Below are 25396 nucleotides of genomic sequence, written 5' to 3'. Positions count from 1 at the left end.
TCGACGTCGTCGGCGCGATGCGCCGTCGCGCAATTCTTCCTGCCCCCGAACGCGAAGGGGGAGAAACACATGACCGAAATCATCGAACGCCCGGCGGCGGCCGCGCCGATCGCCGAGCCGAACTGGGGACTCACCAAGTTCCTCGATCCACTGCCGATTCCGCCCGTGTTCCGCGCCCGCAGCCGGGAAATGATCACCATTCCGATGGTGACCAAGCGCCAGCGGCTGCACTCGCAATTGCCCGAAAGTACGTTGTGGACGTACGCGGGCCATTTTCCGGGTCCGACGATCGAAGTGCGCAGCGGCAAGCAGCTGCGAATTTCGTGGTCGAACGAAATCGACGGCCCGTTTCCGCTGGTCGCCGTTCAGGGGCCGGTGACGGACGCGCCGACGAGCCGCCCCGGCAGCGAGCTGACCAAGCCGGGCTACTCGATCGTCGAGGGCGTCGCCGACCTGCCGGCGTGGACGGTCGTCCACCTGCACGGCGCGCGCACCAACGCGGGCAACGACGGCTGGGCGCACAACGCGGGGCTCAAGGGCACTTCGCAGCTGGCCGAGTACCAGAACCGGCAGCCGGCGATGCCGCTCTGGTACCACGACCACGCCATGGCGATCACGCGCTTCAACGTCCACACCGGCCTGGCCGGGATGTACCTGATCCGCGACGACGAGGAGGACGCCCTCGGCCTGCCGCACGGCGACCGCGAGATCCCGCTGATCATCACCGACCGCAACCTCGAGACCGACGAGACCGGCGCGCTCACCGGGCAGCTGCTGTTCAAGTTCCCGTACGTCCCGAACGGCCCGATGATCCCGTTCTCCGGGCCGTTCAACCTGGTGAACGGCGTGATCTGGCCGCACCTGGACGTCGACGCGAAGTGGTACCGCTTCCGGCTGCTCAACGCGGCCAACTCGCGGTTCTACACGCTGAACCTGGTCGACGAGAACGACAACCCGGTGAACGACGCCGTCCGCCTGATCGGCACCGATGGCGGCCTGCTGCCGGTGCCGGCGGAGCTGCCGCGCGCCGGCCTGACCGTCGCCCCGGCCGAGCGCTTCGACGTGCTGATCGACTTCAGCCGCTTCAAGGGGCAGAAGCTCAAGCTGCGCAACGCCGACCCGCGGCTCGGCAAGATCGAGCCGGACCTCATGGAGTTCCGGGTGGACGGCCGCGCGAAGCACGACTCCTTCGAGCTGCCGGAGCAGGTGTCGACGTCCTATGTCCGGCTGCAGCACGGCACGACGCTGCCGGAGGACCACGACCACGTGTGGGTCGCGCTGCTGCTGAACAAGGACGGCCACCCGGAGATGTGGGACCTCGAGCAGGTCGACGCCGACCCGGGCGGCGAAGGCGTCATCCAGCTCCAGGACCCGGCCGGCGGGCTGAAGACGTTCCGGATGACCGGGCGGCTCTTCGACGACACCACGGGCATCTTCATCGACCACGACCGGTGGGCGGTGTGGAACATCGTGCACGTCGCGAACGGCGGGCCCGCGCACCCGGTCCACATCCACCTGACGGAGTTCCAGGCGCTGTTCCGGCGGGCCTTCACGACGACGTTCGACCAGGCGGCGGAGCGGACGACGGCGCCGATCAGCGGGTTCACCGACGTGCCGCTGGAGAAGTACGAGGAGGGCTGGAAGGACACGATCATCGTGAACCCGGGCCAGTGGGTGAGCGTCGCCGGCCGGTTCGGCGGCGGAACCGGCGAGTTCATGTTCCACTGCCACATCCTCGACCACGAGGACGAGGGCATGATGCGGCCGTTCGTCGTGCACCCGCCGGAGGTGGCGAAGTTCCACGTCCACCCGGGCGGCGGCCACCACCACGAGGGCTGACGTCAGGAGGCCGCGGCCGGGTGGATCGCCACGGTCGCGGCCTTCACCGACAGCGTCACCGCCGAGCCGGGCTCCAGGGCGAGCTCGGCCACCGCGGCCGGGGTCAGGTCGGCGGTCAGGCCGTGCGCCCAGCCCTCGCCCTCGGCGCGGAGGCGGATCACCGGCCCGTGCGGTTCCAGGGCCGCGACGACGGCGTCGGTCGTGTTGCGGGGGCTGCCGCGGTGCTCGCCGTCGTGCGGGTAGACCGCGACGGCGTTCGGCGGGAACACCGCCACCGCGGGCTCCCCCAGCACCACGTCGGCGGCCGGGATCCCGCTCACCACCTCCGCCGACGGCGTCCGCAGGCCGTCGGGAACCGCCGTGCCGGCGACGAGGTTGAGGCCGGCGATCCGCGCCGTGAACGCCGTCCGTGGCGCGGAAAGCACGTCACGGGTGGGACCGCGTTCGACGATCCGGCCGCCGTTCAGCACCGCGACGTGGTCGGCGAGGGCCAGCGCGTCCAGCGGGTCGTGCGTGACGAGCACGGTCGTCGGCCCCGTCTTCAGCACCCGCCGCAGCAGGCCGCGGATCGCCGGCGCGGCGTCGACGTCCAGCGCCGCGAACGGCTCGTCGAGCAGCAGCAAGTCCGGTTCGGCGGCCAGAGCCCTGGCGATCGCCACGCGCTGGGCCTGCCCGCCGGACAGCTGCCCGGGCCGCCGGTCCGCGAGCGCGACGGCGTCCACTTCGGCCAGCCAGTAGAAGGCCCGCTCGCGCGCGGCGCGACGCCCGGCTCCGGTCGAGCGCGGCGAGAACGCGACGTTCTCGGCCGCGGACAGGTGCGGGAAGAGCAGCGCGTCTTGGGACAGCAGGCCGATCCCACGCCGGTGCGGCGCGACGCCGGCCAGCGCGCGCCCGGCCACGGTGATCTCCGCCGACTCCGGCGTGATGAGCCCGGCGAGGCAGCCCAGCACCGTCGACTTGCCGGAGCCGTTCGGGCCGAGCAGCGCCAGCACCGTCCCGGCGGGCACGTCGAGGTCGACGTCGAGGGAGAAGGAGCCGCGAGCAGCGGAGATCCGGGCGGTCAGGCTCATCGCAGGCCGCCTTCGAACGAGCGCGGCCGCGCCACGGCGATGACCAGGATCGCCACGACGATGAGCAGCAGCGAGAGTGCGACGGCGCTGTCGATGTCCACTTCGGCCTGGGTGTAGACCTCGAGCGGCAGCGTGCGCGTGACATCTTCGAGGCTGCCGGCGAAGGTGATGGTCGCGCCGAACTCGCCGAGCGCGCGGGCGAAGCTCAGCACCACGCCGGAGCCGAGCGCGGGCAGCAGCAGCGGGAGCGTGACGCGCCGGAAGACGGTCCACGGGCGCGCGCCGAGGGTCGCGGCGACCTGCTCGTAGCGATCCCCGGCGCCGCGGAGCGCGCCTTCGAGGCTGACCACGAGGAACGGCATCGCGACGAACGTCTGCGCGATGACCACCGCGGTCGTGGTGAACGGCACCGCCTCCCCGGTCAGCGTCGTGATCAGCATGCCGAGGAAACCCTTGCGGCCGAGCAGGTAGAGCAACGCGAGGCCGCCGACGACCGGCGGCAGCACCAGCGGCAGCAGCACGATCGACCGCAGCAGCCGCACCCCCCGGAACCCGGCCCGCGCGAGAACGACGGCCAGCGGCACGCCCAGCAGCACACAGGCCGAAGTGGACAAAGCGGCCGTGATGAGCGAAAGCCGCAGGGCGTGCCACGACGACGGCGTCGCGATCAGCGACGGCAGCCGCGTCAGGTCCGAGCGCACCAGCAGCCCGACGACCGGCAGGACGACGAGCGCCAGCGCGAGGGTGGCGGGGATCGCGAGGACCCACGGGACGCGCGAACGGCCGGCCGGGACGGATCCCGGCCGGCCGCTGGAGAGCCGCTTACTGCGCAGGGCCGAACCCGGCCTTCGTCAGCTCGTCCTTGCCCTCGGTGCCGAGGACGAAGTCGTCGAACTGCTTGGCCAGCGCGCTCTGGCCGCCCTTGACCACGGCGATCGGGTAGCTGTTGACCGCGCCGGACGCCTCGGGGAAGTCGACCTTCTCGACCTTGCCCGCGGCCGAGGTGGCGTCGGTGACGTAGACCAGGCCCGCGTCGGCGTCGCCGGAGGCGACCTTGTTCAGCACCTGCTTGACGTCCTGCTCCTCGCTCTTCGGCTTGAGCGTGACGCCGGTGCTCTGCTCGACCTTCTTGGCCGCCGAGCCGCACGGCACCTGCGGCGCGCACGTCACGACGGTCAGGCCGGCCTTGTTCAGGTCGGCGAAGGACTTGATCCCCTTCGGATTGCCCGGCGCGACCGCGATGGCGAGCTTGTTGGTCGCGAAGACCGTCGGCTGGCCGTCGATCACGCCACCCTGGACCGCTTTGTCCATGTTGGCCTGGTCGGCCGAGGCGAAGACGTCCGCCTTGGCGCCGTTGGTCAGCTGCTGGACCAGGCCGGACGAGCCCGCGAAGCTGAACTTCACGGTGACGCCGGGGTGCTGGGCCTCGAACTCCTTGCCGAGCGCGGTGAACGACTCGGTGAGCGACGCGGCGGCGAACACGGTGAGCGTGCCGGATCCGGCGTCGCCGCCGCCCTTGGGCGCGGGCGCGGTGACCGACGCGCCGCCGGTCTGCGTGCTGGGCTCGTCCGAGCTGCTGCACGCGCCCGCGAACAGGGCAACAGCCGCTACAGCAAGAGCAAGCTTCTTCATCGACTTCCTTCCGGTGTCTCCACCACAACAGTGGTCGCTTTGACCACCGCGACCGCGAGCACCCCAGGGCGCAGGCCCAGCTCGCGGACGGCTTCCGTACTCATCAGGGACACCACGCGGTGTGCCCCGCACTGCAGTTCCACCTGGGCCATCACCTTGTCGGCGATGACGTCGGTGACCAGCCCGACGAACCGGTTGCGGGCCGAGCGGCCGACGGCGGAGGGGTCCTCGGGGCCCGAGGCCTGTGCCCGGGCGAAGCCCGCGAGCTGGGCGCCGTCGACGACCTTGCGGCCGGCGGCGTCGTCGGTCGCGGTCAGCTGCCCCGCGCGCACCCACCTCCGGACGGTGTCGTCACTGACGCCGAGCAGGCGCGCGGCCTCGGACAACCGAAATTGCGGCATGCCGCTGACATTATCTCCGCAGTTGAGGAAAAGCTACGCGGGGCGCGAATTGTGCATGACCTCGGCGCGCAGCTGTTCGAGGATGACATTCTGATAACGCTCGATCGCTTTTCGCTCGGCCGGGGAGAACTGCGCCAGCGTCTCGCGGAGCGTGTCGAAGGCCGACTCGAAGAGCGGCGCGAAGCGCTCGGCAGCCCCCGGCACGACCTCGACGAGGACCTTGCGCCGGTCCTCGGGATCGCGCACGCGGCGGACCAGGCCGACCTTCTCCAGCCGGTCGATGACGCCGGTCACGGCGCCGGTGGACAAGCCCGTCAGCTCGGCGATCCGGCCCGCGGTCAACGGTCCGCCCGATTGGATGACCAGGTCGAACGTCTTGTGGTCGGTGCCGGACAGACCCATCCGCTCGGCGATCCGCGCGTGCCGCAGGACGGTGAACGTGCTGCCCGCGCGACCCAATTCCGCGAAGCGGAAGAGCTCCTCTTCGGTGACCGGGTAAGTCTTTTCCGTCACAGGCCCTCGTTAGTTCGGCAACTGAACCACTCACTCGGCAAAGGATCCTACTTGGCACGACGGGATCGTGCGTTCCGGAGCTACTCTGTGCGTAATGACAGCAGTGGATCTCGGGTTTCCTCGCGTCCCCGGTACACGAGGGTCATCTCGCGTGCCCAGGCCCGAGAACCCGCACCTCATCGACACCTTCGGCCGGGTGGCCACCGATCTGCGGGTTTCCCTGACGGACCGGTGCAACCTGCGCTGCACCTACTGCATGCCCGCGGAGGGCCTCGACTGGATGCCGGGCGAGCAGGTGCTGACCGACGACGAGCTGGTCCGGCTGATGCGGATCGCCGTCGAGCAGCTCGGCGTCACCGACATCCGGCTCACCGGCGGCGAACCGCTGCTGCGGCCGGGCCTCGAGGACATCATCGCGCGGGTCACGGCCCTGGAGCCGCGGCCGCGGCTGTCCATGACCACCAACGGGATCGGGCTCGCCAAGCGCGCGGCCGGGCTCGCGGCGGCCGGGCTGAACCGGATCAACGTCTCGCTCGACACCGTCGACCCCGAGACGTTCAAGACGATCACCCGGCGCGACCGGCTTTCGCACGTGGTCGCGGGCCTCGCGGCGGCGCGGGACGCCGGGATGACGCCGGTGAAGGTCAACGCCGTGCTGATCCGCGGGGTCAACGAGACCGAAGCCGTGCCACTGCTGAAGTTCTGCCTCGACGAGGGCTACCACCTGCGGTTCATCGAGCAGATGCCGCTGGACGCCCAGCACGGCTGGAACCGCGGCGAGATGATCACCGCGGCGGAGATCCTTCAGATGCTCGGCGAGTCGTTCACGCTGACGCCGTTCCCGGCCGCCCGCGGCGGCGCGCCGGCCGAGCGCTGGCTGGTGGACGGCGGACCCGGCGACGTCGGCGTGATCGCGTCGGTGACCCGGCCGTTCTGCTCGGCGTGCGAGCGGACGCGCCTGACGGCCGACGGCGCGGTGCGCTCGTGCCTCTTCAGCAACGACGAGACGGACTTGCGCTCTCTCGCGCGCGCGGGCGCGCGCGATGAAGAGATCGCGGACGCGTGGCGGGCGACCATGTGGGGCAAGCTCGCCGGACACGAGATCAACGACGCCGGGTTCGCGCAGCCGATCCGGCCGATGAGCGCGATCGGCGGCTGAGATGTCGACTCTGACCATCGTGGTGCGGTACTTCGCCTCGGCGCGAGCCGCGGCGGGCGAAGAAGAGGAGAAGGTCCAGCTCCCGGCGGGCGCTTCGGTGGCCGACGCGGTGGCCGAGCTGCGGCGGCTGCACCCGGCGGGGCTGCCGCGGGTCCTCGACGCCGCCAGCTACCTGCTCGACGGGGTAGCGGTGCGGGACCCGGCCCGGTCGTTGCGCGATGGCTCCGAACTGGACGTCCTCCCGCCCTTCGCGGGCGGCTGAGCCCGGCTTCGCCCTTCCTGTAGACAGGCGACCGCTCACGCGTCGCCGCCGACCGCTCGGCGAACCGCGTTTCCGCCCCGGCGTGGCGCGTCATCAATTCCGGCTGTTCGCGAGAAGCTGATCCCGCTCCGCGACCACGCCTTCCGGTGACGCGTTTCGCCTGCTCCGTCGCGGTGCGTGGCCTCAACCGGGCGTCCGCACGGATCCGCACGGTTCCGGCGGTGTCGCCAAACCCCACGAACAGGTGGGACTGTTGTGACTCAAGGGGCACATGAGGCACTCTTGTCAAGTCTGGCGCCGTCCGGCGAGCAGTCATAAGATGCGCGCTTCAATCGGCGACCGGGCGTCGCCAATGGCCCATTCGCTGCGCAAAACACGTGATCCAAGCCTCACGATCCGTGTTTTATCTCGGCAAGGAAACGGGCAGATAACGGCCCGCTGACCTGCGCAAACACCCACATCGACGGGGGTTGCGTGTCGTTACTGTGACGTAGGTCACGCCCCGAATAATTTCCGATCACGGCTCTCGTTACGTACCGTCGCTTTTCGGTTGGCCCCGACCAACCAGCACGACCGGGAATCCGTAGCGCCTAGCCCTGTCCAACGGATCCCCGGACCCATACCCCGAGCGAAAGCATTTCCGGACAGGGACGAGGGGACGACGAAGACGCGCCGTGCGTCGGACTCGCCCGCCGGCCTGAGACGGCCGGCGCCAGGACCCCGATCCTGACCCTCAGCACCAGCTCGTAGGCGCAGGAAAACCGAGAAGCATCCAAATGTCTTACCGAGGCAAGCACCGCAAGATGTCCGCTGCCACCCGCACCGTCGCTCGCGTCGCCATCGCGGGCATCGCGGTCGGCGCTCCCCTCGCGATCGCCGCGACCCCCGCGTCGGCGACCAACTGGGACGCCATCGCGCAGTGTGAGAGCGGCGGCAACTGGAGCACCAGCACCGGCAACGGCTACTACGGCGGCCTGCAGTTCACGCAGAGCACCTGGAAGGCCTACGGCGGCACCGGCAGCCCGCAGAACGCGTCCCGCGAGCAGCAGATCGCCGTGGCCGAGCGCGTCCTGCAGGGTCAGGGCATCGGCGCGTGGCCGGTGTGTGGCAAGAAGGGCGGCGGCTCGTCGGCCCCCAAGGCCACCCACAAGTCGACCACCACCACCAAGAAGTCGACCGCCCCGAAGAAGACCACCGCCCCGAAGGTGGCGGCGGCTCCGGCGGCGACCGGCGTGGCGTCCTCGAACCCGGCTGGTGACTACACCGTCGTGGCGGGCGACACCCTGTCCAAGATCGCCAAGCAGTTCAACGTCCAGGGCGGCTACCAGAAGCTGCAGGAGCTGAACGCGAAGTACATCCCGAACGCGGACCTGATCCTCGTCGGCCAGAAGATCGCCACCAAGTGACGATCTCGCGCAGCGATGCGTAAGTCCGGCCTCGAGCCGTGACTGCCAAGCCCTCCACCGCCGATCCCCCGGGCGGTGGAGGGCTTTGGCGTTCGCCGGCGGGCGCGGCCGCCGGCGTCTTCGGCGGTTACGGCGAGTTGACCCACTCGTCCGTGCCGTCGGTGAAGTGCTGGTGCTTCCAGACCGGCAGCCGCGCCTTCACCTCGTCCACCAGGTCCGAGCACGCCGAGAACGCCTGGCCGCGGTGCTCGGCCGCCACCGCGCACGCCAGCGCCACGTCGCCGATCGCCAGGTGACCGACGCGGTGGCTCACGGCCACCGCGCGGACGCCGGCCCACCGCGTCGACAAATCGGCCACGACCTCGGCGATCACGTCACCCGCGCTCGGGTGGCCTTCGTACGTCAGGTCACGCACGCCCTTGCCGCCGTCGTGGTCGCGGACCACGCCGGCGAACGTCACCACCGCGCCCGCCGCGTCGTCCTCGACCAGCCGCGCGTGCTCCTCGACCGACAGCGTCTCCTCGGTCACCAGGGCCCGCGCCACGCGCACCGGAACCGCCGTGGCGGCCGGCCGCGGGTGGTCGCCGCCGGCGAGCTGGTCGACCGCGTGGTCCAGGATGCCGTCCAGCACGCCCAGGCCGTCCTTCACGCCGCCGCTGGACCCCGGGAGGTTCACGACCAGGGTCCGGCCCGCCACGCCCGCGACGCCGCGCGAGAGCACCGCCGTCGGCACCTTGGGCAGCCCGGCCGCGCGGATCGCGTCCGCGACCCCCGGCAGCTCGTGGTCGAGGACCGCGCGCGTGACGTCCGGGGTGCGGTCGGTCGGCGAGATGCCGGTGCCGCCGGTGGTGAGCACGACGGCGACGTCGTCGGCCAGCGCGGCCCGCAGCGCGACCCCGACCGGGTCGCCGTCCTCGACGACGACCGGGGCCGGCACGTCGTAGCCGCGCCCGGCCAGCCAGGCGACGATCACCGGGCCGGTCTTGTCCTCGTAGACACCCTTCGCGGCGCGGTTGGACGCCACGATCACGCGTGCGGTGCGCTTCACGGCCGCTCCCAGGTCCCGGTCTTGCCGCCGTCCTTGCGGAGCAGGCGGACGTCGTCCAGCGTCGCGGCCGGGTCGACGGCCTTGATCATGTCGTGCAGCGTCAGCCCGGCCACGGCGACCGCGGTCAGCGCCTCCATCTCGACGCCGGTGACGTCGGTGGTCTTCGCGGTCGCGCGGATGCCGACCTCGGCCTCGCCGAGGGCGAACTCGACCTTGACCCCGGACAGCGCGATCTGGTGGCACAGGGGGATCAGGTCGGGGACGCGCTTGGCGCCCATGATCCCGGCGATGCGCGCGGTGGCGAGGGCATCGCCCTTGGGGAGGCCGTCGGTGGCGAGCAGCCGGAGCACCTCGGCGGTGGTCCGCACGGTGCCGGCGGCGAGCGCGGTGCGCGCGGTGGCGGTCTTGCCGGAGACGTCGACCATCCGGGCGGCGCCGGTCTCGTCGACGTGGCTGAGTTCACTCACATGCCGAGGCTACTTCCGAGCACGCGCAGCCCGGCGGTGGGCACCGCCCGGGCCGGTTCCGCCGCGCAGGCGAGATCCCGCGCCGGGCGGACGCCGGTGGCCAGGAACGCCGTCGCCGCGTCGTTCGCACACGTGTTGGCGTTGAAGTAGACGCCGTGGCCGCCCTGGTCGGCGGTGACCATCCGGGCCCGGGATCCGAAGGCCTGGCGCAGCCGGAGCGCGCCCGCCAGCGGCGTCGCCGGGTCGCGGAGGTTCTGCAGCAGCAGCACGTCCGACGGGCCGCGGTCGCCGATCCGCACCGGCGGCTCCACCGGGTCCGACGGCCAGAACGCGCACGGCCAGACGTTGGCCGCCGCCGCGCCGAACATCGGGTGGCGGACCCGGTCGACCGCGACGTTCTTCTGGTACGTCCCCACCGATTCCGGCCAGTCGGAGTCGCCGCAGACCACGTACAGCTGGCTCGACAGCAGGTTCTCGATGCCGGGGATCGCGCCGCCGGGCAGGGGCGGGACCGGCTGCCCGGTGTCGAGCGCGTGCCACGCCGTGGCCAGGTACGGCAGGGTCGCGTCGTTGTAGAACATGCCGAACGTGATCTGCCGGAACAGCTTGCCGTCGACGCCTTGCGGGTTCGGCGCGGCGTCCAGCCGCGCCGCCAGGTCGAAGTACTTCGCCCGCACCTGGGCCGGGGTCGTGCCGAGCGCGTACTCCGGGTGCGCCACGGCGAACTCCGCGAAGTCCGGGAACCGGTCTTCGAAGCCCTGGGCGAACATCCGCGAGCCGGTGACGTCGAGGCCGCCCGGGCCGACGTTGCTGTCGAGCAGGATCCGGTCGCCGCGCCGCGGGAACATCGTCGTGTACACCGCGCCGAGGTAGGTGCCGTACGAGATCCCGTAGTACGACAGCTTCGGCTCGCCCAGCGCGGCGCGGATGCGGTCCATGTCACGGGCGGTGTTCGCCGTGGTGACGTACGGCAGCAGCCACGCCGTCCGCGAAGCGCCGCACTGCCGCGCGATCCCCTTCGCGTACTCCGCGCGCGCCGCGACGTCGGCCGGGTTCAGCGCGTACGGCGGCACGTTGCTCACCTGCTGCGCGGGCGCCAGATCGCAGGTCACCGGCGTGCTGTGGCCCACGCCGCGCGGGTCGAACCCGATGATGTCGTAGGCGTCCAGGACGCTCTGCGGCAGCCCGGCGAGCTTGAGGAGCCCCGGCAGGTTCAGGCCGGGACCGCCGGGGCCGCCCGGGTTGGTCAGCAGCACGCCGCGACGCAGGCCCGGGTGCGCGCTCTTCAGCCGCGAGAGCGCGACCTGGATCCGCGGGCCGCCCGGTTTCCGGTAGTCCAGCGGGACGTCGAGCGCCGAGCACTCCAGGCCCGGCGCGGTGACGTCCGCCGGGCACGCGCCCCACGCGAGCCCGCCGGGCGCCGCCTCGGCGGCACCCGGTACCACCGAGGCCACCACGACGGCCACGGCCGCGACGAGCGAAATCCTCCGCATTCCGGCTTCCCCCCAACCGTGTCGGGAGTCAGCCTAGGACGACGGAGGAGTCCGGTCGTCCGCCGAAAGCGCGACTCAGCCCTGCTCGGCGCGCACGGCCTTCCGCACGGCCTCGGCGACCGCCGGCGCCACCGCGCTGTCGAACACGCTCGGCACGATGAACGAGGCGTTGAGCTTGCCGTTGTCGACGACGTCGGCGATCGCGTCGGCCGCCGCGAGGAGCATCGAGTCGTCGATGTTGTGCGCGTGCGCGTCCAGCAGGCCGCGGAAGACGCCCGGGAACGCCAGGACGTTGTTGATCTGGTTCGGGAAGTCGCTGCGGCCGGTCGCGACGACGGCGGCGTGCTTCTGCGCTTCCAGCGGGTCGATCTCCGGGTCCGGGTTGGCCAGCGCGAAGACGACGGCGTCCTTGTTCATGGTGGCGACTTGCTCGGCGCCGAACAGGTTCGGCGCGGAGACGCCGATGAACACGTCCGCGCCGTTCAGCGCCTCGTGCAGGGTGCCGCTGACCTGCTGCTTGTTCGTGTGCGACGCGATCCAGGCCAGGTTGTCGTCGAGGTTGCCGCGCGCGGAGTGGACGACGCCGTCGATGTCCGCGGCGACGATGTCGGCCGGGTTCTTGTGCAGCAGCAGGCGGATGATCGCGGACCCGGCCGCGCCGACGCCGCTGACCACGATCTTGCAGTCCTCGATGCTCTTCCCGACCACCCGCAGGGCATTGCGCAGCGCGGCGACGACGACGATCGCGGTGCCGTGCTGGTCGTCGTGGAACACCGGGATGTCGAGCTGCTCGCGCAGGCGCTTTTCGATCTCGAAGCAGCGCGGCGCGGCGATGTCTTCGAGGTTGATGCCCGCGTACACCGGCGCCAGCGCTTTGGCGATCATGATGATCTCTTCGGTGTCCTGGGTGTCCAGGCAGACCGGCCACGCGTCGACGTCGGCGAACTTCTTGAACAACGCCGCCTTGCCCTCCATCACCGGCAGCGCGGCGGCCGGGCCGATGTTGCCGAGGCCGAGGACCGCGGAGCCGTCGGTGAGCACCGCGACGGTGTTGCGCTTGATGGTCAGCCGGCGCGCGTCCTCGGGGTTGTTCGCGATCGCCTGGCAGACGCGCGCGACACCCGGGGTGTAGGCGCGGGAGAGGTCGTCACGGTTGCGGAGCGCGACCTTGGGCGTGACCTCGATCTTGCCGCCGAGGTGGATCAGGAACGTCCGGTCGGAGACCTTGCGGACCTTGACGCCGGGCAGCGAGTCCAGCGTCTGCGTGATGTCGTTCGCGTGGTTCTCCGACAGCGCGTTGGCGCTGATGTCGACCACGATCGAGTCGGAGTGGGACTCGACGACGTCGAACGCGGTCAGGACGCCGCCGACGCGCCCTACGGCGGTGGTGAGGTCGCCGGCCGCGCTGGACGAGGCCGGGGCCTCGACCCGGACGGTGATCGAGTATCCGGGACCGGGAACCGGCATGGCACTTACCCCCGCATGGGAAAGGTCGGGCAGGACGGGAGCGAACCTACTCCCGTGACCGCCCTCACGAGGGGCCGATACCGGTACTGACCAGTAACTATGCTGCTAGCGGTTGATCTCGGTCTCCGGGTGCACGTAGGGCACCGAGTCGAGCGGGAACGTGATGTCACCGAACGGCGACAGCGAGCCCTGGCGGTCCGACGCGAGCTCCGTCACGGGGTGCTCGCCGGCCTCGCCCGGCCACGTCGGGTCGATGCCGTTGTTCTTCTTCTCACCCTTGGCCACAACGTCCTCCACAGCCGATCCACGTTCTCGCCACACAGTCTGCCCGAGCCCGGGCGGACTGGCGCAACCGCCCGGTATCCTGGCCTTCTATGCCCGCGACCTCCTTGGCGGACTGGCTGCGCGCGGAGTCCGACGCCGCACTCGAAGAGCTGCTCCGCACGCGGCGCGACCTGTCCACGCCGCCGCCCTCCGACAGCACGGTGCTGGCCACCCGCGCCGGCACACCGGGCTCGGTCGCGCGCGCCTGCGAAGACCTCGACACGGTCACCCTGTCCGTGCTCGAAGCGTGCCTGCTGGCCGGCGCCGACCGCGACCCGGTGCCCGTCGCCGAAGTCACCGGGCTCGTCGGCGCCGACGTCACCGCGCCGCTGGCCCGGCTGCGCGCGCGGGCGCTGGCCTGGGGCCCGGACGACGCCCTGCGCGTGCCGCCCGCGGTCCGGGAGGCGCTCGGGCCGTTCCCGGCCGGGCTGGGCGCCTCGTCGCCGTCGCTCGCCGGCGAGGACCTCGCGGCGCGGCTCGCCGAGCTGCCCGAAGACGAACGCGGCGTGCTGAACGCCCTCGCCGCCGGCCCGCCCATCGGCCGCACCCGCGACGCCGGGCTCGACCTGACGCTCGAGAAGGCCACGACCCCGGTGCAGAAGCTGCTGGCGCGCGGGCTGCTGCTGCGCCGCGACGACCAGACCGTCGAGCTGCCGCGCGAGCTCGGCATCGCGGTGCGCGGCGGCGTCTTCGCCCCGGGCGCGCTCACCGAACCCGCGCTGCCGGTCCACCCGCACCAGACGTCCACTTTGGACAAGGCGGCGGCCGGTGAGGCGATGGAGTTCCTGCGCCACACCGAATCCCTGCTGCGCTCGTGGTCGGCGTCTCCGCCGCCGGTGCTCAAGTCGGGCGGGCTCGGCGTGCGCGAGCTGAAGAAGCTGGCCAAGGACCTCGAGATCGACGAGACCCAGGCGGTGCTGCTGGCCGAGCTGGCCGTCGGCGCCGGGCTCGTCGCGGACAGCGAGACGACCGCGCCCGAGTGGGTGCCGACGACGCTGACCGACTCGTGGCTCGCGTCGCCGACCGCCCAGCGCTGGATGACGCTCGCCCAGGCGTGGCTGGAGCTGCCGCGGCTGCCCGGGATGGCCGGCGGGCGCGACGCGAAGGACAAGCCGATCGCACCGCTGTCGGAGGACCTGCGCCGCCCGCTGGCGCCGGTCACCCGACGGCGGGTGCTCTCGGCGCTGGCCGACCTGCCCGAGGGCGCCGGCGTGAAGAGCGTCGACGAGCTCGTCGCGGTGCTGGCCTGGCGGGCCCCGCGGCGCGGCGGGCGGCTGCGGGACGAGACCGTCCGGTGGACGATGGCCGAGGCGTCCGCGCTGGGGCTCGTCGGGCTCGGCGGTGTCACGACCGCGACGCGTGCGCTGCTGGCCGACGACCGCCCGGGCGCCGTCGAAGCCATCCTGGACGCACTGCCGGCGCCGGTGGACCACGTGCTGCTGCAGGCCGACCTCACGGTCGTCGCGCCGGGACCGCTGGAGCCGGAGCTGGCGACGGAGATGGCCGCGGTGGCGGACGTCGAATCGGCCGGGCACGCGACGGTCTACCGGATCACCGAGGCGTCCGTGCGGCGGGCGCTGGACACCGGCCGGACCGCGGACGAGCTGCACGCGCTGTTCAAGAAGAAGTCCGCGACGCCGGTCCCGCAGGCGCTGAGCTACCTGGTCGACGACGTCGCCCGCCGGCACGGCCGGTTGCGCGGCGGCGCGGCGGCGTCGTTCCTGCGGTGCGACGACGAGGCGCTGCTGGCGGAAGTGCTGGCCAACCCGGTCGCGGCGGAGCACGACCTGCGCCTGATCGCCCCGACGGTCGTGGTCAGCCCGGACCCGCTGCACGAGGTACTGGCCGGGCTGCGCGCGGCGGGGTTCGCCCCGGCGGCGGAGGGCCCGGACGGCCGGGTCGTCGACATCCGCCCGGGCGGTCGCCGGCTCCCGGCCAAGGCGCGCGGGCCCAAGCGCAGCCCGGGTGAGCAGGCGGTGCTGACGCCGGACCAGGCGGCCCGGATCGTCTCGAACCTGCGCGCCGGGGACGCGGCGTCCGCACGACGCCGGGGCTCGGCGGTGCGGGCACCGGTGGGCGGCGGCGCGGACACCTCGGCGACGCTGGAACTGCTGTCGCGGGCGACGCTGGAGCGGCGTGAGGTGTGGATCGGCTTCGTCGACTCGCGCGGGACGGCCAGCCAGCGAGTGGTCCGCCCGATCCGCGTCGGCGGCGGCATCCTCGAAGGCGACAACAACGAGCGGTACTCCCTGCACCGCATCACGTCCGCGGCGCTGGTCGAAGACTAGAGCGCCCGCAGGCCGGCCAGGACGCGCTCCATGAACTCGCGGGACGAGCGGTCCCCGAGGATCAGCTCCGTCTGGTGGATCAGAACCAGCCCGATGTCGGACATGTCACCCACCAGCACCTTCACCACGCCCAGCGGCAGCCGCAGGTGCGCCGCGATCTCGGCCACCGAACGCGTGTCCAGGCACAGGTCGCAGATGCGGCGGTGCTCGACCGACCGCACGCCGCGGTAGCGGCGGCCGTCGTCGGACGTCGAGACCAGGGCCTCCAGGGCCAGGTTGTGGTCGGACCTCGTGCGGCCGCCCGTGCGCGTGTACGGGCGGACCCGCGACCCCGACGGGGCGACGGGCGCCGCGACGCGGGCCGGTTCCTCCCACGGCTCGGGCTGCGGGATCCAGCGGGTCTCCGGGTCCGGCGGGGGCGTCCAGCCGGTGCGCGGGTCGATCGGCGGGGCCCACGACGGCGGGGGCGCCGCCGGCGTTCTGGACACCGGGGGTCTCGGTGCCGGCGGCCGGGGCGCCGGCGGGCCCGGCGGCGCGGGCGGACGCGGCGGGGCCTGCGGGCGGGCGCCGCGCGGAGGCGTCCAGGCCGGCTCGAGCGGCGGGGGCTCCGGCTCGTAGCGCTCCTCGTCCTGCCACTCCGGCTCGGCGGGGTCGTAACCGTCGTCGTCGTAGTCGTCGTCGGACGACGAACCCCACTCGCGGGTGTCTTCGTCGGTGTAGCCCTGCGGGTCCGGCTGGGGGCGCGCCGGCTTGCGCTTGGGCATGATCATCGACAGCGTCGACATGTCGAACTTGCTGGGCGAATCGAAACCCTCGCGCTCGGTGCCGCGGTGCAGCGCGTCCCAGCCGCTGGAGTCCGGATCGTCGAATCCCGAAATCCTCATCTTGTCCTACCCACGCACGCCGCCCTGCAGCTGCGCGCGCAGCTCGGGGGTGATCTGCTGGCCCACGCGCTCGACGAGCAGCGTCATTTCGTACGCGACCGTGCCGATGTCGCACGTCGGCGCGGCGAGCACCGCCAGCGACGAACCGTCCGAGACCGACATCAGGAACAGGTAGCCGCGTTCCATCTCCACCACGGTCTGGTTGACGCCGCCCGCCTCGAAGCAGCGCGCGGCACCTTGCGTCAGGCTGATCAGCCCGGACGCGACCGCCGAGAGCTGCTCGGCGCGTTCCTGGGGCAGCCCTTCCGACGGCGCCAGGAGCAGCCCGTCCGCGGACACCAGAACGGCGTGCGCGGCGCCGGGTACCCGGCGCACGAAGTCCGTGATGAGCCAGCCGAACGAACCCTGGCCGGAAGCCGTCACTACTGCCCCTCCTTGCTCCTGCGACGCCGCGCGCCGCACTCCGGAGTGGCCGGCACGGCCCACGCTCAAGCGTATTCGCCCCGCCGGAAGTGTCGAGTCGACCACCGGCCGGCCGCTGCGCACCCTACGTGTGCGCCCGGCCGCGCTCCGCGCCGGCCCGGTCCGGGCGACGCGGGCGGAGCTCACCCCCCGACCCACTTCGGCGGCCTGTCCGCGCAGGTCAGACCGGCGGACGGCGGGCCGCGCCGTCACGGGTACCGGACAGCGGCCGCCGTTCCGTCCTCCGGACGGCGGCAACGCTCCCCGAAGTGGGTGAAGCCCGTGGAGTTCACTCCAACGGCCGCATCCGCTCCGGGGCGTCATACCCTCAGCCCGCGCGCAGCGCCGTATCGTGCGCGATCGCGTGCTGGACGACGGAGATCAGCACCTGCTTGGCGGATTCGCGCTCACGCGCGTCGCACGCCATGATCGGGACCGACGGCGCGATGGTGAGCGCGTGCCGGACGTCCTCGATCTGGTGGTGCAGGAGCCGGTCGAAGCAGTTGATCGCCACGACGTAGGGCAGCTTCCGGTTCTCGAAGAAGTCGATCGACGGGAACGCGTCGGCGAGCCGCCGCGTGTCCACCAGCACGACCGCCCCGATGGCGCCGACCGCGAGGTCGTCCCACATGAACCAGAACCGGTGCTGACCCGGCGTGCCGAAGACGTACAGCACCAGGTCCGAGTCCAGCGAGATGCGCCCGAAGTCCATGGCCACGGTCGTGGTGGTCTTGTTGGGCGTGGCCGAGGTGTCGTCGTGTCCGACGCTCGCCTCGGTCATCATGGCCTCGGTGGTCAGCGGGTCGATCTCGGAGATCGCCCCGACCAGCGTTGTCTTCCCCGAACCGAACCCGCCGGCGACCACGATCTTGGCCGACGAGGTCGGACCCGTCACCTGCGGCGCGTTCGCGTCGGAGTCAAATTCTCCGAAGCCCACTGAGCACCCTTTCCATGAACTCGATACTCGGGCGGTCGCCCACGGTCGGGCTGCTGGAGTGCACCAGCACCAGCCCGAGGCCCGCCACGTCACCAATCAACACCCGCACCACGCCGAGCGGCAGGCGCAGCAGCGCCGCCACTTCGGCCACCGACCGGGTGTCGAGGCACAGGTCGCAGATCGACCGGTGCTCGGGCACCCGGACCCGGTCGAGCATCCGGCCCTGTTCGCTGGTCGAGATCAGCGCCTCGATCGCCAGGTCGAGCGTCGCCTTCGTCCGCCCCCGGGTCCGGAAGTACGGCCGGACCAGGCCGGACGTCTCCATCTCCGTCGGCGGCGGCGCGTCGACGTACTCCTGGTGGGCCTGCTGCGGCAGCGCCGCGGCCAGCTCACCGGAGTCCGGCCCCGCCCCGAAGTCGCGCTCGGTGCTGTACGCGGCGAAGTCGCGCGCGTCGTACAGCGGCCCGCTCGACCCGCCGAACAGCTCCGCACCCGGTCCGCCGAGCAGCCGGTCGCGGTACTCACCGGTCCCCGCGATCGGCCGGATCGGCTCCTGACCGGCATTGCTGTCGGTCAGCCAGTTCGGCGGTTCCCGCACGGGGTCGCTGTCGGACGCCTGCACCCGGCGCGACCGCCACTCGCGGTCGACCCGGTCCCGGAACGACTGCCAGTCCTCCCGGCCGTCGTCCGAGTGCTCGGACCACCCACCGGAGAAGTCGTCACCGAGCCGGCCATCGCCCCTCAAGCGCCCGTCGTCCACGGCTCTCTCCTCGGTTCCCGGGTCCTCAGCGGCGGATCGCCGCACCCTGCAGTTGCGCCCGCATCTCCGGAGTCAGCTGCTGGCCGACCCGCTCCACCAGCAGGGTCATCTCGTAGACGACCAAGCCGATGTCACTCTCCGGCGAACCGAGGACCGCCAGGCAAGAACCGTCGGAAACCGACATGAGGAAGAGGAAGCCGTTGGCCATCTCGACGACGGTCTGCGCGACCGTGCCACCTTCGAACACCTTGGCCGCGCCGCGCGCGAGGCTGGTGAGCCCCGACGCCACCGCGGCCAGCTGGTCCGCCCGGTCCTTCGGCAAGCCACGCGAAGCCGCCAGGAGCAGGCCGTCGGCCGACACCACGACCGCGTGGGCCGCGCCGGGCACCCGGTGCACGAAATCCGTGATCAGCCAAGCGAAGCTGCCGGCATTGTTCGCCTTGGCATGCGCCTGGCCGTTCGGCTGCGCGGAGCCACCCGGCTGCATTGCACCCGCCCGTGTCACTTTCACTCCTCACTGCTGTCTGTGGTGTTGCCACGCCCCGGCACCCTGCTGCTTTCCAGCTGGTCTTCGGCCGGGAGTTCCTTCAAGGCGTGCCGTCCCGAGGTGTAGCCCCGCTGGAAGCTTGCCATCCGGCTCCGCGCCGCGGACGCCGAGCGGGTGATCGCACCCGTTCCGGGCATCCCCGCGGTGTTGTCCGCGAAGCTGTTCTGCGCCGGCGCTTCGACCGAAGGACTGCTGATCGACCCCGGGACCAGGTACTGGTTCGGGACGCGCTTGGGCAGCCCGGCCGGGGTGATCTCCTCGTTCTTGGACTCCAGCAGCGACTGCGCCGCCTGCCAGCCGTCGTCGGAGGCGCTGTGCCAGCCGTCGTCGGCGGGGAGGAGCGGGTGCCGGGTCGCGGCGGTCGGCTGCAGCTCGTCGACGTGCTCCTGGCGCCGCGCGGCCGGTTCGGCCGCCGGCTCGTCGGAGCCGGTGAGGGGCGGCAGGTTCGGGTCTTCACCCTCGCTCTGCGGCTGCACCGGGTCGGCAGCCGAGTCGTCGCCCTCACTGAACCAGCGTGACAGCACCGACTGGTAAATGGGCAGCCGCCGGGTGGGTACATCGTCCTCGAGAGCCGACGACCCGACCTCCGCCGCGGGCGGCGGTGGCGGCGGTGGCGGCTCCTCCGGCGGCACGTACTTCGGCTCGCGCTTCGGCAGGACCAGCGGGGCGAACTGCGTGTCACCCGCCCGCGAGCTGGCGCCGTCGCCGTTCGCCTGCGGTGCCAGCGGCGCGAGGTCCTCGGCGGTCGGCCAGGCCGGCGCCTCGGGCTTCGGCAGCTCGGGCGACAGGAACGGGCCCGCCGCGCGGCCGCCGCTGACCAGGTCGTCCAGGCTGATCGGCTGGTCGAGCGGGACCAGCCCGCCCTGGTTCGCCACCGGCTCGGGGGCCGGCGGTGGCGGTGGTGGCGGCGGCGGCGCCATGGGCGGCACCGGCGTGTGCGTCTGGGTCTGGTCGAAGTCCGAGCGCGCGGCCGGGATCGGGATGCTCGGCAGCGACATCGACGTCTCGGACCGGTTCGCCGGCGGCGGGGTCTGCCGCGCCATGCCCGGGCGCAGCGGCGTGAGCAGCTCGGCCGGCACGACGACGCGGGCGATCACGCCACCCTCGATGTCCTCGTTCTCGCGCAGCCGGACCTCGATGCCGTGGCGCTTGGCCAGGCGCGAGACCACGTACAGACCCATTCGCCGGGTCACCGACACGTCCAGGTCCGGCGGCTCGGCCAGGCGCGAGTTGACCTGGGTCAGCTGCTCGTCGCTCATGCCGACACCGTGGTCGGTGACCTGGATGGCGAGCGCCTTCCGGCGGGTCACCACGGCCCGGACGATGACCTTCGTCTCCGGCTCGGAGAAGTAGGTCGCGTTGTCGAGCAGCTCGGCGAGGACGTGCACGAGGTCGTGGATCGCGAGGCCCTGGACCGCGACGTCGGGCACGATGCCGACCTCGATCCGGGCGTACTGCTCGATCTCCGACACCGCGGCGCCGATGACGTCGGCGGCGGGCACCGGCTTGGGCACCGACTTGGCCAGGCCGGCGCCGGAGAGCACCAGCAGGGACTCACCGTTGCGCCGCAGCCGCGTGGCCAGGTGGTCGAGCTCGAACAGGCTGGCCAAGTGGTCCGGGTCCTGCTCGTCGGCCTCGAGGCGGTCGATGACGCCGAGCTGGCGTTCCACCAGCCGCTGCGACCGCCGGGAGAGGTTCACGAAGATGCCGTTGACGTTCTCGCGCAGGAGGGCCTGCTCGGCGGCCATCTTGACGGCCTGTTCGTGGACGATGTCGAACGACCGCGCGACCTCGCCGATCTCGTCGCGGGAGGTGACGGGCACCGGCTGGACGGCCTTCTTGGAGGCGCCGACCGGGTCCGGGTCGTCGAGGATCGCCTGCACGGTCTCGGGCAGCCGGGTGTAGGCGACGTCCAGCGCGCTCTTCCGCAGCACCCGCAGCGGGCGCAGCATCAGGCGGGCGACGACGAGCATCAGCGCGATCGCGGCGGCCAGCGCGGCGAGCACCACGGCACCGCCGATCCACGCGGAGTTGACCGCCTGCGTGGCCAGGTCGTCGGCCCGGGTCTTGAGCTGGGCCAGCAGGTTCGACTCGACCGCGTGCAGCTTGTCCGCCGACACGGTGCTGTCCTTGCCGAGCGCGGTGGTGTCGATGCTCGGGGCATCACCCTGCTGGGCGAAGGCGAACGCCGCGGTCTGGATCCGGCGGCGGTCGTCGACCTCGGGGCCGGAGTAGGTGTCGTTGTAGAGCTGGCGCTGGTCGTCGTCGGCGTTCGCGAGGAACGAGGCGACGGAGGCGTCCGCGCTGGAGGCCGAGGCGCGCGTCTGGTCCAGCAGGTCGCCGGGGAAGTTGCCGCGGAACGCGGCGATCTGCAGCTCGGCGTCGGCGCGGGTGGTGAACTCCTTGGCCTCGCTGATCGCCTGCGTGCTCGTGCCCAGCCGGAGCACGTCCCGGTCGGTGACCGCGGTGGTGACCTCGCGGCCGAGCTCGATGAGCGAGTCGAGGATGCCCGAGTAGGCCGTCATCACCGTGATGTCGGGCAGGCCGCTCGAGGTGTTGAACGCCGCCCGCAGCGGACGCAGGGCGTCGAGGCGCTGGAGACCGCGGGTGTAGCGGTCCTTGGTCGCCTGGTCGTCGTAGTTGAGGGTCGCCGCCGCCGAGCGCAGGCTGGTGACCTCGCGGTCGACCTTGGCGATCTGCGCGTCCAGCCCGGTCTGCAGCAGCTGGTTGTTGGACGAGATCCGCGCGACGGCCAGCGAGCGTTCGTTCTGCAGCTCGTGGACCACCGTGGTGACCTTGACGGCGAACGCGACCTGGTCGGCCGTCCGCTGAAACTCGGCCGCTTCCCGGGCGTCGTCGACTACGCGCAGCGTGCCCAGCACGAGCGCGGTCAGCGTCGGGATGAGGAGGATCGCGGCCAGCTTCGAGCGCAGCCGCCAGTCGCGCATGCCGGAGAACAGCCCGGCCTTCCTGCCCGGAGCATCTCCGGGCGACTGCGCAGGGGCCCCTCCTACCCCCGCGGCGTCTTCGTTCGGCACCGCCGCACCACCATCATCGTTCGTGCTCGTGAAACCCTGCTCGGTCCAGCGCCCGCCAGGGCGCATCGCGTTCTCCTCAACCACTCGTCAGCACGCTCCCGGCGTTCCGGCTCGGCGGCCGGTCAGCAGGAACCAGCGCGAGACGCTACCCGTACGGGTGAAAAGATCGTCTTCGACGGGGGTTCCTGAACCCCGTCCGGCCGGACGGAATCGGTTCAGCTCGAGCATCACGGTCGGGTCCCTGCGCTGGTCTGCATCGGTCTGTTTGGTCGGTTCAGCCCACCGGCACGGCGGCTGAGCACGGCCAGGCAGTGGTCTCTGCGGGGGAGAATCTCTCAGGAAAAGCACAGTGAGCCCTGGTACACCGAAGTGGTCCTTCTTGATCGGCCATCCAGGCACTCTCTCTCACTACATCGGAGGTTGATACCTCCCCGCAGGTGCAGAGGGTAGCGAACGGCCGGGGAAGATGTAACCCTCCCGACGCTTCGTGCCCGATGTTGCACAGCGTTCGCTCAGTCGGCACACAGCTGGTCATCCCATATTCAGGATGTAGGCCCTACGCTGGGTGAACCGCTACGGCGAGTGGAGCAGTGGGTCTAGACCAGAGGCCGAATGAGTGACGTGCGCCACCCTCTAGGGTATTGATCCCACCCGTTGTGAGCGAGCTGTCACCGCCTCTACAGTGGCCCGCGGGACTCTCCCGAGAATGAGTCACGTACTTCCCCGGGATTCGGTCCGTCAACCGTCAATTTTTTCACCCAAGGAGCAGGCCTTGCTTGGAAACGCCATGAGCAGTGGCCGGGTTCGCACTCGCCGCGCCGCGCTCGGGCTCGCCCTCACCGTCGCAGCCGCCACGGCCCTCACCGGCTGCAGTGCGCTCGGCTCGGACGACTCGAGCGCCTCGTCGAACGGGGGCGGCCTGGAGAAGTCGAAGATCAAGGTCTCGATCATGCCCACCACCGACCTGGCGCCGTTCTGGCTGGCCCAGGACGGCGGTTACTTCAAGGCCGAGGGCCTCGAGGTGGAGCAGATCATCGCCAACAGCGGCCAGGCGTCGATGACGAAGGCGATCTCCGGTGAAGCGGACATCGCGCTCTCGACCTACACGCCGTTCTTCGTCGCCAAGAGCACCGGCGCCGCGGACGTCCAGCTGGTCGCCGACGGCACGTCGGTCAACGCCAAGAGCAACGCGATCGTCACGGTGCCGAACTCGACGGTGAAGACGGTCAACGACCTCGCCGGCAAGCGCATCGCGATCACGGCGAAGAACACCGCGTCCGACATCCTCACGAAGTCCGTCATGAAGGACCACGGCGTCGACTTCACCAAGGTCAACTGGGTCACGATGCCCCTGCCGAACATGGCGGCGGCGCTGCAGCAGGGCCAGGTCGACGCGGCCTACATGCCGGAACCGCAGCTCTCCCAGGCGGCGAAGATCGCCGGCGCGACCCCGGTCATCGACATCAACACCGGCGCCAGCCAGGACTTCCCGCTGACCGGCTACGGCGCAGCGACGAAGTGGGTGCAGGCGAACCCGAAGACCCTCGCGGCCTTCCAGCGCGCGATGAAGAAGGCCACCCTCGACGCGATCAACGACCGCTCGAAGGTCGAGCCGCTGCTGGTCAAGTACGCGAAGATCGACGAGGACACGGCCAAGCTGCTCACCCTGCCCGGGTACGGGTCCACTCTGGACGCCCGGCGCCTGCAGCGGGTGCCCGACCTGCTGCTGCAGATGGGCGTCATCACCAGCAAGGTCGACGCCGCGGCGATGATCGCCCCGCAGGCGACCAGCTGACGTGAAGAAACTGCTTCGTGGCCTGGCCGGCCTGGTCGGCTTCCTCCTGCTCTGGGAGGTCGTCGTCCAGGTCGGCCTGGTGAGCAAGACTTTCACGCCGCCGCCGAGCGTCGTCCTGGTCACGGTCGGGGACCTGCTGGGCGACCCGGCCTTCATCCGCGACATCGTCGCGACCATGCTGGCCTGGCTGATCGCCATCGCGATCGCGATCGCCATCGGCGTGCCCGCCGGGCTGCTGCTGGGCAGCGTCCCGGTGCTGCGCACGGCCACCGCCGCGATCGTCGAGTTCCTCCGCCCCATCCCGGTCACCGCGCTGGTGCCGCTGGTGCTGCTGGTGATCGGCTCCGGCCCGGAGGCGAAGATCACCCTCGCGGTGTACGCCTCGCTGTGGCCGATCATGTTCAACACCATCTACGGCATGGGCGAGATCGACCCGGTGCTGATGGAGACCGCACGCGCGTGCGGGACCAGCCGGTTCCGCATGCTCTCGTCGGTCGCGCTGCCGCAGACCGCGCCGTTCGTCTTCACCGGCGTCCGGCTGTCGGCGACGATCTCGCTGATCGCCGTCGTCAGCGTCGAGTTCCTCGCCGGTTCCGAGGTCGGCCTCGGCAGCTTCATCCTGGTCGCCGGCACCGGTTCGATCCGGTTCGACCTGGTGCTGGCCGGTACCGTGGTCGCGGGGGTGCTGGGCTACCTGATCAACGAAGGACTCGAGCAGCTGGGCAAGCGGCTGTTCCGGTGGAGCACCGTCGACCGGGAGGCGATCGCATGAGCACGGCGACCCTTTCCGGCCGGGTGGGCAGGCGCGCCGCCCGCGGTGCCGCGACCGTCGTCCGCAACTGGCTGCTGTTCGCGATCCTCGTGGTCGTGTGGGAGTTCGCCGCCCGGGCCGGCGGCAGCAAGTTCTTCCCGCCGCCGACCGAGATCGCGACCGCCGCCGCGAAGCTGTGGTTCACCGGGCCCGCGTCGCACCTGTTCCTCACCGACGCGGTGTTCGACAACGTGTTCCCCAGCCTCGGGCGGACGCTCGGCGGCTGGGCGCTGGCCGCGGTCGTCGGGGTCGTCCTCGGCGTGCTGCTCGGCCGGTCCAAGACGGCGATGGACTACGTCGGCCCGCTGTTCGCGTTCTTCCGCTCGATCCCGCCGCCCACGCTGATCCCGGTGTTCGCGGTGCTGTTCGGGCTGAGCTCGGGCATGCAGATCGGGTCGATCATCTTCGGCGCGGTGTGGCCGGTGCTGCTCAACGCGGTCGACGGCGTCCGGTCGGTCGACCAGGTGAAGGTGGAGACGGCGCGGTCGTTCCGGACCCCCCAGCGGTACTGGATCGGCATGGTCGTGCTGCCCGCGGCGGCGCCGAAGATCTTCGCCGGGCTGCGGGTGAGCCTGTCCATCTCGCTGCTGCTGATGGTGGTCTCCGAGCTGGTCGGCGCGTACAACGGCATCGGGCGGTCGCTGCTGAACGCCCAGCAGGACTTCGACTTCCCGAACATGTGGTCGTGGCTGGTGCTGCTGGGCATCCTCGGCTACGTCTTCAACACGATCTTCCTGGCCGCGGAGCGGCGGGTGCTGGCCTGGCAGCCGGCCCGCCTCGGCCGCGACTGACG

General features: G+C 71.5%; 24 protein-coding genes. 8 read left to right on the top strand and 16 right to left on the bottom strand.

The annotated features are described in order from the left end of the window. Positions 1-69: 69 nt before the first annotated feature. Entirely contained in the window at positions 70-1839 is a 1770-nt protein-coding gene (locus ACWEVP_RS31315) for a multicopper oxidase domain-containing protein (protein ID WP_452066152.1), read from the top strand. Between the two features lie 2 nt (positions 1840-1841). On the opposite strand, the gene ACWEVP_RS31310 is transcribed toward ACWEVP_RS31315, so the two are convergent. The 5 genes from ACWEVP_RS31310 to ACWEVP_RS31290 form a co-directional block, all read right to left on the bottom strand. After that, a complete protein-coding gene (locus tag ACWEVP_RS31310; protein ID WP_452066151.1) occupies positions 1842-2909 on the bottom strand; it encodes a sulfate/molybdate ABC transporter ATP-binding protein in 1068 nt (355 codons plus the stop codon). Further along, positions 2906-3664, bottom strand: coding sequence for an ABC transporter permease (locus ACWEVP_RS31305; protein WP_452066337.1), 759 nt, complete (start codon positions 3662-3664; stop codon positions 2906-2908). Before ACWEVP_RS31305 ends, ACWEVP_RS31310 begins: the two co-directional genes overlap by 4 nt. 67 nt (positions 3665-3731) lie before the next feature. Beyond that, positions 3732-4541, bottom strand: coding sequence for a molybdate ABC transporter substrate-binding protein (gene modA / locus ACWEVP_RS31300; protein WP_452066150.1), 810 nt, complete (start codon positions 4539-4541; stop codon positions 3732-3734). Beyond that, a complete protein-coding gene (locus ACWEVP_RS31295) occupies positions 4538-4942 on the bottom strand; it encodes a TOBE domain-containing protein (protein ID WP_452066149.1) in 405 nt (134 codons plus the stop codon). The genes modA and ACWEVP_RS31295 overlap by 4 nt, the downstream gene beginning before the upstream one ends. A 33-nt stretch (positions 4943-4975) precedes the next feature. Further along, positions 4976-5455, bottom strand: coding sequence for a MarR family winged helix-turn-helix transcriptional regulator (locus ACWEVP_RS31290; RefSeq protein ID WP_452066148.1), 480 nt, complete (start codon positions 5453-5455; stop codon positions 4976-4978). A gap of 151 nt (positions 5456-5606) precedes the next feature. Here ACWEVP_RS31290 and moaA point away from each other — a divergent pair, with 151 nt between their 5' ends. The 3 genes from moaA to ACWEVP_RS31275 all read left to right on the top strand — a co-directional run bounded on the left by moaA (position 5607) and on the right by ACWEVP_RS31275 (position 8282). Further along, positions 5607-6614 carry a GTP 3',8-cyclase MoaA gene (moaA, locus tag ACWEVP_RS31285; protein ID WP_452066147.1) on the top strand — a complete coding sequence of 336 codons (1008 nt, stop codon included), beginning with the start codon at positions 5607-5609 and terminating at the stop codon, positions 6612-6614. Position 6615: 1 nt separating this feature from the next. After that, positions 6616-6876 carry a MoaD/ThiS family protein gene (locus tag ACWEVP_RS31280; protein WP_452066146.1) on the top strand — a complete coding sequence of 87 codons (261 nt, stop codon included), beginning with the start codon at positions 6616-6618 and terminating at the stop codon, positions 6874-6876. Positions 6877-7652: 776 nt separating this feature from the next. After that, positions 7653-8282: a transglycosylase family protein gene (locus ACWEVP_RS31275; protein ID WP_452066145.1), complete on the top strand. Its 630-nt coding sequence runs from the start codon at positions 7653-7655 to the stop codon at positions 8280-8282. A 127-nt stretch (positions 8283-8409) separates the two neighbouring features. Here the strand turns inward: ACWEVP_RS31275 and ACWEVP_RS31270 are convergent, their stop codons facing one another. From ACWEVP_RS31270 to ACWEVP_RS31250, 5 genes are all read right to left on the bottom strand, one after another. Beyond that, positions 8410-9330 (bottom strand): molybdenum cofactor biosynthesis protein MoaE, encoded by a 921-nt coding sequence (locus ACWEVP_RS31270; protein ID WP_452066144.1) that lies wholly within the window; start codon positions 9328-9330, stop codon positions 8410-8412. Beyond that, entirely contained in the window at positions 9327-9797 is a 471-nt protein-coding gene (gene moaC, locus ACWEVP_RS31265) for a cyclic pyranopterin monophosphate synthase MoaC (RefSeq protein WP_452066143.1), read from the bottom strand. Before moaC ends, ACWEVP_RS31270 begins: the two co-directional genes overlap by 4 nt. Further along, positions 9794-11290, bottom strand: coding sequence for an alpha/beta hydrolase (locus ACWEVP_RS31260; protein ID WP_452066142.1), 1497 nt, complete (start codon positions 11288-11290; stop codon positions 9794-9796). Before ACWEVP_RS31260 ends, moaC begins: the two co-directional genes overlap by 4 nt. Positions 11291-11365: 75 nt before the next feature. Further along, positions 11366-12757: a malic enzyme-like NAD(P)-binding protein gene (locus ACWEVP_RS31255; RefSeq protein ID WP_452066141.1), complete on the bottom strand. Its 1392-nt coding sequence runs from the start codon at positions 12755-12757 to the stop codon at positions 11366-11368. A 105-nt stretch (positions 12758-12862) separates the two neighbouring features. Continuing rightward, positions 12863-13042, bottom strand: coding sequence for a hypothetical protein (locus tag ACWEVP_RS31250; protein ID WP_372670264.1), 180 nt, complete (start codon positions 13040-13042; stop codon positions 12863-12865). A gap of 89 nt (positions 13043-13131) precedes the next feature. Between ACWEVP_RS31250 and ACWEVP_RS31245 the strand changes: the two genes are divergently transcribed. Then, positions 13132-15369 (top strand): helicase-associated domain-containing protein, encoded by a 2238-nt coding sequence (locus ACWEVP_RS31245; RefSeq protein WP_452066140.1) that lies wholly within the window; start codon positions 13132-13134, stop codon positions 15367-15369. On the opposite strand, the gene ACWEVP_RS31240 is transcribed toward ACWEVP_RS31245, so the two are convergent. The 6 genes from ACWEVP_RS31240 to ACWEVP_RS31215 form a co-directional block, all read right to left on the bottom strand. Further along, positions 15366-16253 carry a DUF742 domain-containing protein gene (locus ACWEVP_RS31240; RefSeq protein ID WP_452066139.1) on the bottom strand — a complete coding sequence of 296 codons (888 nt, stop codon included), beginning with the start codon at positions 16251-16253 and terminating at the stop codon, positions 15366-15368. The genes ACWEVP_RS31245 and ACWEVP_RS31240 overlap by 4 nt on opposite strands. A 6-nt stretch (positions 16254-16259) precedes the next feature. After that, positions 16260-16676 carry a roadblock/LC7 domain-containing protein gene (locus tag ACWEVP_RS31235; protein ID WP_364452140.1) on the bottom strand — a complete coding sequence of 139 codons (417 nt, stop codon included), beginning with the start codon at positions 16674-16676 and terminating at the stop codon, positions 16260-16262. Between the two features lie 367 nt (positions 16677-17043). Next, entirely contained in the window at positions 17044-17652 is a 609-nt protein-coding gene (locus ACWEVP_RS31230; protein ID WP_003085371.1) for a GTP-binding protein, read from the bottom strand. Then, entirely contained in the window at positions 17633-18412 is a 780-nt protein-coding gene (locus tag ACWEVP_RS31225) for a DUF742 domain-containing protein (RefSeq protein ID WP_452066138.1), read from the bottom strand. Before ACWEVP_RS31225 ends, ACWEVP_RS31230 begins: the two co-directional genes overlap by 20 nt. A 25-nt stretch (positions 18413-18437) precedes the next feature. Then, positions 18438-18899, bottom strand: coding sequence for a roadblock/LC7 domain-containing protein (locus ACWEVP_RS31220; RefSeq protein WP_086676266.1), 462 nt, complete (start codon positions 18897-18899; stop codon positions 18438-18440). A gap of 20 nt (positions 18900-18919) precedes the next feature. Further along, positions 18920-22063: a sensor histidine kinase gene (locus ACWEVP_RS31215; protein ID WP_452066137.1), complete on the bottom strand. Its 3144-nt coding sequence runs from the start codon at positions 22061-22063 to the stop codon at positions 18920-18922. Positions 22064-22784: 721 nt separating this feature from the next. Here ACWEVP_RS31215 and ACWEVP_RS31210 point away from each other — a divergent pair. The 3 genes from ACWEVP_RS31210 to ACWEVP_RS31200 are packed head-to-tail and all read left to right on the top strand — an operon-like array spanning position 22785 to position 25394. Then, positions 22785-23792: an ABC transporter substrate-binding protein gene (locus ACWEVP_RS31210; RefSeq protein WP_452066136.1), complete on the top strand. Its 1008-nt coding sequence runs from the start codon at positions 22785-22787 to the stop codon at positions 23790-23792. 1 nt (position 23793) lies between these two features. Next, positions 23794-24564: an ABC transporter permease gene (locus tag ACWEVP_RS31205; protein ID WP_452066135.1), complete on the top strand. Its 771-nt coding sequence runs from the start codon at positions 23794-23796 to the stop codon at positions 24562-24564. Further along, on the top strand, positions 24561-25394 hold the full coding sequence (locus ACWEVP_RS31200; protein WP_452066134.1) for an ABC transporter permease: 834 nt from the start codon (positions 24561-24563) through the stop codon (positions 25392-25394). Before ACWEVP_RS31205 ends, ACWEVP_RS31200 begins: the two co-directional genes overlap by 4 nt. Positions 25395-25396: the final 2 nt, after the last annotated feature.

The organism is Amycolatopsis sp. NPDC003865, assembly GCF_053605345.1.
The sequence above is the reverse complement of the archived record's forward strand: the minus strand, read 5'-3'. Positions and strand labels throughout refer to the sequence as shown.